General features: G+C 60.7%; 7 protein-coding genes. 2 read left to right on the forward strand and 5 right to left on the reverse strand.

Annotated elements, in window-relative coordinates:
• Nucleotides 1-60 precede the first annotated feature (60 nt).
• The 5 genes from HGR_RS12120 to HGR_RS12140 all read right to left on the reverse strand — a co-directional run bounded on the left by HGR_RS12120 (nt 61) and on the right by HGR_RS12140 (nt 6,268).
• The gene (locus HGR_RS12120; protein WP_319946216.1) at nt 61-1,740 is read right to left on the reverse strand and encodes a DUF1302 domain-containing protein; all 1,680 of its coding nucleotides are present in this window, start codon (nt 1,738-1,740) and stop codon (nt 61-63) included.
• A gap of 477 nt (nt 1,741-2,217) precedes the next feature.
• Nucleotides 2,218-3,189, reverse strand: coding sequence for a Bug family tripartite tricarboxylate transporter substrate binding protein (locus tag HGR_RS12125; RefSeq protein WP_006298556.1), 972 nt, complete (start codon nt 3,187-3,189; stop codon nt 2,218-2,220).
• Between the two features lie 51 nt (nt 3,190-3,240).
• Complete coding sequence (locus HGR_RS12130) at nt 3,241-4,224, reverse strand: zinc-binding dehydrogenase (RefSeq protein ID WP_039853410.1); 984 nt, start codon at nt 4,222-4,224, stop codon at nt 3,241-3,243.
• A 36-nt stretch (nt 4,225-4,260) separates the two neighbouring features.
• The gene (locus tag HGR_RS12135) at nt 4,261-5,076 is read right to left on the reverse strand and encodes an enoyl-CoA hydratase (RefSeq protein WP_006298558.1); all 816 of its coding nucleotides are present in this window, start codon (nt 5,074-5,076) and stop codon (nt 4,261-4,263) included.
• A gap of 1 nt (nt 5,077) precedes the next feature.
• On the reverse strand, nt 5,078-6,268 hold the full coding sequence (locus HGR_RS12140) for a CaiB/BaiF CoA transferase family protein (RefSeq protein ID WP_039853412.1): 1,191 nt from the start codon (nt 6,266-6,268) through the stop codon (nt 5,078-5,080).
• 182 nt (nt 6,269-6,450) lie between these two features.
• Here HGR_RS12140 and HGR_RS12145 point away from each other — a divergent pair, with 182 nt between their 5' ends.
• Nucleotides 6,451-7,116: a GntR family transcriptional regulator gene (locus HGR_RS12145; RefSeq protein ID WP_006298560.1), complete on the forward strand. Its 666-nt coding sequence runs from the start codon at nt 6,451-6,453 to the stop codon at nt 7,114-7,116.
• 95 nt (nt 7,117-7,211) lie between these two features.
• A partial coding sequence (locus HGR_RS12150) for an MCP four helix bundle domain-containing protein (RefSeq protein WP_006298561.1) occupies nt 7,212-8,105 on the forward strand: 894 nt, incomplete at its 3' end.

Genomic DNA, 8,105 nt, shown 5'->3' on the forward strand with positions numbered 1-8,105 from the left:
TCTCCGAATCATTGTTCTGCACGGCAGGCCGCGCCCTCAATTCCGGCGCGGCGGGCGTGCTCAGAAGGAAGTCTGCATGCTGAATCGCAGGTAGTCGCGGTCCAGCAGGGGCTGGTCGTCAGCCTCGCCCAGATAGTTGATCCAGGACAAGTTGGCGGTCCAGCGGTTCAGGTAGACCGTGTTCACCCCGAGGATCAGCTCGCCGGCCCGATCTGGGCTACCGCCAAACGGAAAGGACGTGTCGATCATCGAGTTGCCCTTGAACGCCCAGCCCAGATTGACGGGAAGGCTCACATCCAGGCCCGAGGCCACCTGGTACCAAGTTGGAGTGAAGATCACGCGCATGCCGCTGCTGCTGACGTTCTTTTCGTCGTTGACCTTCTCGGTTCCAATGGCGTATCGACCCGCAACTGCAGTGCGAACGTCGTCGATGCTGCGCACGTGATTGGCGGCAAGCTCCCCGACGAAGCTGTAGCCATCCCAAAGAGCGCTCTTGCCACCGAGCAGCGTCCAAGAGAGATTCACATGCTCCGTGCGGCCGGTCACGTAGTCGGGATCCGCGCCGGTGACCGTACCTTCCTTGGCCGCCAGCGGCTGGTTCTCGCGGACCGAAACTTCCAGCCCGACATTGGCGCTGCCGATCAGCCGGGCGATGCTCAAACCAAAGGCTCGCACAGGGTCCGTGGGAACGATCAATTTATAGGTGCCGGCGGAGGGGCCCGAGGTGTTGGTCTGGATGATCGTCGATGTATCGCGATAGCTCACTGCGTAGAAGCCAAGGTCCGCGTTCAGGAAGTCGCTGCGGGTGTTCAAGGCAACGCCAAAGTTGTTGCGCTGATCCCCCTCGTCGGTGCCCGCGTAGTCGAGGTAGCAGTTGTTGAAGCGTCGTCCAATCGGCACCGCCGTGTTGCCGCAGCGGTTCGCGGTCGGGGATCCGATGAACATGCGCTCGGCACCGGGGCCCAGCATGTCGGTGCTGCTGAGGTAACTGCCCGACGGATGAAGGCGTGTCGCGCGGTATTTGAACTGAACGTAAGCCTCGATGCTGGTGCTGTCGGTCAGTTCCAGGGTCGTCGACAGCTGGGGCACGGGGATCGTGGTTTCCTTGGCCTGGGTGCCGGGAATGCTGAGCTTGTAGACGTCGATCGGCGCCATGCCCTTGGCAATGCCATTCATGCCGAAGAACATGCTGGTTCCCCAGATCAGGGAGTGCTGACCGAGGCGGTAAGAGAGCCGGGCGTCGCCGATGTCGTTTCGCCCGAAAACGAACCAGTCCAGCATTTCAGCCTTCTGGCCGGCGATGTCGCGCGTGCCGGATGAGAACTCGTTGTAGTCCCCGCTGGAGCGATTCGCCGAGATCGCGGCATCATGGTCATTGCCTTGGTGATAGACATCGTCGTACCAAAGCGCGCCGGACAAGCGCAAGCCATACCCGTCTCTCTGGATGTCGAACTCGCTCAGCAGGTCGATGCGGTTGGACACCAAGCCGCGTCCAAAGTTGCGGTCGCCATCATCGCTGTTGGCCTTCTCGGCGACTGGTTCAATCAGCGCCTTGGAAGGCGATTTGAGCCGATAGCCCGCGCTGTAGCGGACGGTGTTGTCCCAGCGGGCTTGCCACTCGCCATCGGGGTTGAGATCCAGAGCCAGCACGGGCCCTGCGAACAGGACCATGCCAGCGACGACCGCCCCAGCGCTCGCGTGCCGCGCATGCCTGCTCCGATTGCACTCGGATTTGCTCACAGTTGTCTCCTGTTATCGTTGAATACCAAGGGCCAGCGCTCCCTCTGCGCGGGGAGTCGTTCCTGGCTGGCGCAACTGTATAAACAGGCCGGTGTGGTGCCTCTAAACAAAAAGAAGATTCGCTGGCACTTTTTTCATCGGCCAGAAATAAACATCCCAGGGGATTGATGTGCTTCAGATGGCGTGGAGATTTCCGCGCCCAAGGACCGGGGAGAGGCCGCGCTGACGATGGTCTGGCGCGCGCCTGCGCCTCCCGTTTAGCGAGCAAGGAGCCTTCAATGACGAGGGTGCCGCGCCGTTTGCCGCGCTGCGTTCACGGCGCGGCCCGTCAGACTACTCTGACCACCCGCAGCAAGTGACAAGAAGCGCGGTCACCCAGACCCAGCTCAAGCGCTAGGCTTGAGCCGAGAACGCGGAACCTCGCGGGAAGTGCTGCAGCATTGGGCTGAGGTGCGAGGTTTTACCTCGCTGGCCCCGTCATTCAATCTTGACGGCCGCTTCCTTCACCAAGCGCACCCAGAATTTTTCGTCGTTGACCAGGAACGCGCTGAACTGCGCCGGTGAGCTGGACAGCGAGACTTCCGTGCCCTCACGGACCAGTGCCGCCTTGACCGAGGGTTGCTGCAAGGCGACGCGAGTGGCATCGAAGATCTTCTGCACGATCGGCTGCGGCGTGGCTGCCGGCACGAAGAAGCCATACCAGAATTCAATGTTGTAGTCGGGCAGACCAGCCTCACGCATGCCGGGCAAATCGGGCACAAGCGGCGTGCCTTCACGTGTGCTGACGGCAAGCCCCTTCAGGCGACCCGACGTGACCCAAGGCAACACCGACGGGGGAGTTCCGAAAGTGATCTGCGTGTCACCTGCGACCAAGGACTGGATAGCAGGACCACCGCCGCGGAAGGGCACATGGGTCATCTCCACACCTGCGACCAGGCAGAATAAAGCAGCCCCCAGGTGCGGTGCCGAGCCATTGCCCGAAGTGGCGTAATTCAACTTACCGGGATTTTTCTTCGCCACGGCGATCAGATCCTTGATGGAAGTGATTCCGGACTCCAGGTTGGCTGCAATCACCAGGGGGGAGGAGGTAACCTTGGTCACCGGCTTCAGATCGCTGGGCTTGTACCCCAGCTTGGGATTCAACGCGGGGTTCACCGAAATGCTGCTGGGACTCGCGATCAACAGCGTGTAGCCATCGGCAGGCGATTTGGCCACCATTTCCGCCGCGATGCTGGAACCCGCGCCCGCCTTGTTCTCGATCACAACGGCTTGTCCGAGTGACTTGGCCAGCGCATCACCCAGGGTGCGCGCGACATAGTCAGCTGCGCCGCCTGGGGCGAAACCGACGACCAGTCGCACGGGCTTGGTCGGGTACGCAGATTGGGCCGATGTGGTGGAGGCAAGCGTGCTCAACAAGAGCGCGACCGGCCAGAGTAGGAATTTGCGCATCCAATGTCTCCTCTAGGTTGTGGAAGGTTTCGTGAACTTCCGCGCGTGGCGTCAAGGCAGACCTGCGAGGACGATTTTTCCGAGGTGATTGCTCGCGTCCATGACGGCCTTGGCCTGGGGCAGTTGTTCAAATGGAAAGACTTGATCGACCAAGGGCGTGATGCGCCCGGACTCGATCAAGGGCAGGATTTGCGCGATGAAGGCAGGGACTCCCTGCGCGCGCTGCGCGGTGCTGCGCAGTTTGTTAGAGACTCCGAACAGTGTCAGGCGCTTGCTGTGCAGCGCCTCCAGGTCGAGGTCCGCGCTGAGCACGCCATCGACGTATCCGACCGTCGCCAAGCGCCCCTCAAAAGCCATGCAGCGCAGGCATTCGGCGAACACGCTGCCACCGACGGTGTTGATCACGAGATTCACGCCTTGGCCTTCGGTGGCGCGCAGCACGGCATCCTTGAAGTCCGGCAAGCGCGTCTTCAAACCGAGATCCAGGCCGAGACCACGCAGGCGGTCTAGCTTTTCTTGCGACCCCGAAGTTCCGATCACCCGCGCACCCAGCGCCTTGGCCATCAGCATGGCCGTGACACCCACTCCCGATGAGACCCCTGGAACCAGCACCCACTGGTCCGCTTGCAGGCGGCCCTGAAGCACCAGCATGTCGTGAACAACCATCGACGTTAGGGGGATGGCGGCAGCCTCTTCCCAGCTCAGGCGCGATGGGCGCCGCATCGCTTCGCGCTGATCCATCAGCACGTATTCGGCGAAAGCGCCGGGACAACGGCCCATGACCTGATCGCCAGGCTTCCAAGCGGATACCTCGGCGCCACAGGCGACCACTTCCCCGGCGGCTTCCGTGCCCACGGCCTTCGCGTTGCCGCCGCCCTTGGCATGTAAACCGTGCGCGAGCAGGAATTCGCCCCGGTTCAAGCCAGCAGCACGCACGCGCACCAGCAACTGGCCTGCGCCGGGGACGGGCACGTCGGTGTCACGAAGTTCGAGCTGACCTTGTCCGTCATGAACCTGCATCCAATAAGATTTCATCGCGTTCATCGTCGTCATTGAGAGGCTTGTGCGGACTCAGCGGCCGCGAAACACTGGCTTGCGCTTTTCCATGAAGGCCTTGCGCCCCTCCGTGTAATCCTCGCTTTGGAAGCAGCCCAGGATGAGCTGCTTGCATTTATCCAGATCAATGTCTGGCGAGGCCTTGAGGATCTCGGCCACGATGGCCTTGCCCGCGCGCACGGTCAACGGCGCGTTCGCGGCCAGAGACTCACGGTATTCGGCGAGCAGCGCTTCCAGTTGATCGGGCGATGCAACACGCGTGATCAAACCCACCTCCTTCGCCTCGACGGCACCGATTCGACGCGCGGTGAAGAAAAGGTCTTTGGCCACTCCAGGCCCCACGAGGTCCACGAGGTTCTTCATCGCCGAGTAGCGATAGCCCAATCCGAGACGCGCGGCCGGTATGGAGAAAACGGCGTCGCTCGCGGCGATGCGCAAGTCACAACTGATCGCCACGTTGACGCCGCCGCCGATGCAATAGCCGCGTATGCAGGCCAGCGTAGGCTTGCTGAAGTGATAGATGCCCATCAGGGCCTTCTCAGCGAGTTCTTCATAACGGGCCACGGCCTCGCGCGCGGCGCGCATGTCCTCGAATTGAGAAATGTCGGCGCCCGACACAAAGGCTTTCTCGCCCGCGCCCGAGAACACCACCAACCGCACTCGCTCGTCTTGCTCCGCCAGCGCCAGCAATGCCGGCACGGCCTCCCACATATCCACGGACAGCGCGTTGTGGCGCTCGGGATTGTTGAAGCGGATGTGCAGCGTGCTGCCATCCGCGTCCAGCCAGCTCTGCACGCGTTCGGTCGGTGACTGGTAATCGATCTGCGCCATCTCAGTAAACCCCTTCTTCTTTCAGACGTTTCATCTCGCTATCCGCCAAGCCGAGTTCATGCAGGATCTCCGCGCTGTGCTCGCCCCGCTTGGGAGCTGCACGCACGATCAGACTCGGGGTGCGCTCCAGCTGCACGGGCTGTCCCACCAGACGCTGGTGGCCGTGATGCGCCGACACCACTTCCTTGACAATGCCCAAGTGCCTGACCTGTTCTTCCTCGATCACTTCCTTCACGTCATTGATCAACCCGCACGCCACGCCCCCCTCGTTGAAGCGCTGGACCCAGTAGGCACGGTCCTGAGCGGCCAGACGGCGGTTGATTTCCGCGTTGAGCGAATCACGATTGACGGAGCGGCCCCTCTTGTCTTGATAGCGAGGGTCGGTGACCCACTCCGGCGCGCCCAGGATGTCGCAGAAGCGCTCCCAAATCTTCGAGCCAAAAACGGCGATGTTCATCCATCCATCGCGGGCCTTGTAGACGCCCGTGGGAATGCTGGTGGGGTGGTAGTTGCCGGCTTGCGTGGGAACTTCACCATCGATCAGCACGCGCGCGGTTTGGAAATCCATCATGTAGACCATGGACTCGAGCAGCGAGGTGTGCAGGAACTGACCTCTGCCTGACGACTCCCGCTCAAGCAACGCAACCAGGATGCCTTGAGCAGCGAAGATGCCGGCGCAGAGATCCGCGATCGGGATGCCAACGCGCATGGGGCCGTCACCCGGCTTGCCGGTGACCGACATCAGACCGCTCATGCCCTGGGCGATCTGGTCGAAACCAGGGCGCTGCGCGAGGGGACCGGTCTGCCCAAAACCAGAGATGCTGGCGTAGATCAGGCGCGGGTGCTCCTTGGCAAGGGTTTCGTAGTCGATCCCCAGACGGAACTTGACATCGGGACGGAAGTTCTCGACCACGACGTCGGCTGTGGAGATCAGCTGCTTGAGCAGCCGGATGCCAGCAGGCTCCTTGAGGTTGAGCGTGATTGAACGCTTGTTGCGGTGGGTGTATTGGTAGTCGGAACCATCTTGCCCGCCAAGGGTGTCGTCACCTCGCATGTGTTCGGGCATCTGGACCTGGATGACATCGGCCCCCCAATCCGCAAGCTGACGGCAGCACGTTGGTCCGGCACGCACTTGGGTGAGGTCGACGACACGAAACCGGGAAAGGGCGGGAGAAGCAGGAATGTGAGGCATGAGGTGGATTTGGACGATCTCTGACAGCTGCTGATATCTGGGCGAAGTGTCTTTTCTTGAAGAAAAAGTGTCAACACTTATGTTGTAATAAAAGACATTTTTAATGATTAACCCCTACGCCTGGACGCGGACGGGTGCTACCATTTGGACAAATCGAAATGCTCGGATTACTACTTCAGACCATGGAATCCGCCAAAGAAAAAGCCGAGCAAGGTTTGCCCCTTGCGATTGCCGCCAAGCTCAAGCAGCTCATCTACAGCGGTGAGATTGCGCCTGGCGAACGCCTGAACGAGGCGGCGCTTGCGCTGCGCATGGGAACCAGCCGCGGCCCCATCCGTGAGGCCATTCGCATGCTGGCGGGGCAGGGTTTGGTGACGGCGGTGCCCAATCGCGGCGTCTTCGTGCGCCAGATTTCAGTGCGGGAGATGCTCGAGATCTACGAACTGCGAGCGCTCATCTTCGGTTTCGCGGCCGAACGGGCGAGCCAAAACCTTGATGAAGAGCACCGTGTCGGCCTGGAGCAGTTGCTGGACCAGATGGACATGGCCTGCGAGGCGGGTGATGGCACAGCCTATTACGAACTCAATCTGAATTTCCACACCCGGATCCTTGAGCTGTCGGGCAACAAGCGCGCGCATCAGGCGTATGACGACCATGTGAAAGAGCTGCACCTTTTCCGGCGCAGCTATTTCAACGCCCCCGGCAACATGCGGCACTCCAACGCGGAACATCGAGCCATCTTCGACGCCATTTCGCGCGGCGACGCCAAGCGGGCACGTACCCTCGCCGAACGTCACGTGCTTTCAGGCCGTGAACGACTGATATCCAAACTAGAGCGACCTGTCTGAGACAGGGTCAACCAGTTTTCCCTATGGCGGTCATCTCTTCACGAATCAACCACGAGATCCGCGTCTCAACTTCAACCAACACGAGGGCTACGCGCATGCCGACATTCATCTCCAACTTATCGGTGGCCAAGCGTGTCGGCTTTGGTTTCGCCTCCATCCTTTTACTTTTTTTCGTCACCATCCTGGTGAGCATCAATCGCCTGAGCGCCGTGGCGGAAGCAACCCGGCAAATGGTCGCCGTACCGATCAAGACCGAGCGCCTCATCAGTGACTGGTATCGCAACATTCACACGGGCATCCGACGGACAGGCGCCACGGCAAGGAGCAGCGACCCTTCCCTGGTCGCCTTTTTCGCGGAAGATCAAGCGGCTTCCACAAAGTCATCGGCGGAGTACCACAAGGCCATTGAAGAGACTTTGGAGAAAAAGCGCGACAAGGACTTGTTCAACGAGATCAGCGAACTGCGCAAAGCCTATCTTTCAACGCGCGACACCATCCTTGCGCTCAAGAAAGAAGGCAAAGTGGATGAAGCGAATCGTCTGCTGGATGAGAAGTTCACGCCCATTTCCAAGGTCTACACGGGCAAGATTCAGGATCTCTTGAATTTCCAGCGCCAGGACATCGACGATCTGGCCAAGGAAATACAAGACAACTACGAAACCAGCCGTGTCTTGCTTGTCGCCTTGACTGTTGTGAGTGTCCTGTTCGGAGTGGTCGCTTCGTGGCTGCTGGCAGATTCCATCACCAAGCCACTGCTGAAAGCGAATGAAGTCGCTCGAGAGGTGTCGCAGGGTAATCTGAGCATGCGCATCGACAACAGCCGCACCGACGAAGTCGGCCAGTTGCTCGAGAGTCTGAAGGAAATGCAAATCAGCCTGGCGCGCGTGGTGTCTCAGGTGCGTGAGGGCTCCGAGAGCGTGGCAACGGCGAGTGCCGAGATTGCGCAGGGCAATCAGGACCTGAGCGCGCGCACCGAGAGCCAGGCCAGC

Source organism: Hylemonella gracilis ATCC 19624, from assembly GCF_000211835.1.
Classification (GTDB): Bacteria; Pseudomonadota; Gammaproteobacteria; order Burkholderiales; family Burkholderiaceae_C; genus Hylemonella; species Hylemonella gracilis.

Bases quoted from the DNA above. Each gene is read 5' to 3' on its own strand.
- HGR_RS12130 (WP_039853410.1), bottom strand. From the start codon at position 4,224: ATGAAATCTTATTGGATGCAGGTTCATGACGGACAAGGTCAGCTCGAA.
- HGR_RS12135 (WP_006298558.1), bottom strand. From the start codon at position 5,076: ATGGCGCAGATCGATTACCAGTCACCGACCGAACGCGTGCAGAGCTGG.
- HGR_RS12125 (WP_006298556.1), bottom strand. From the start codon at position 3,189: ATGCGCAAATTCCTACTCTGGCCGGTCGCGCTCTTGTTGAGCACGCTT.
- HGR_RS12145 (WP_006298560.1), top strand. From the start codon at position 6,451: ATGGAATCCGCCAAAGAAAAAGCCGAGCAAGGTTTGCCCCTTGCGATT.
- HGR_RS12140 (WP_039853412.1), bottom strand. From the start codon at position 6,268: ATGCCTCACATTCCTGCTTCTCCCGCCCTTTCCCGGTTTCGTGTCGTC.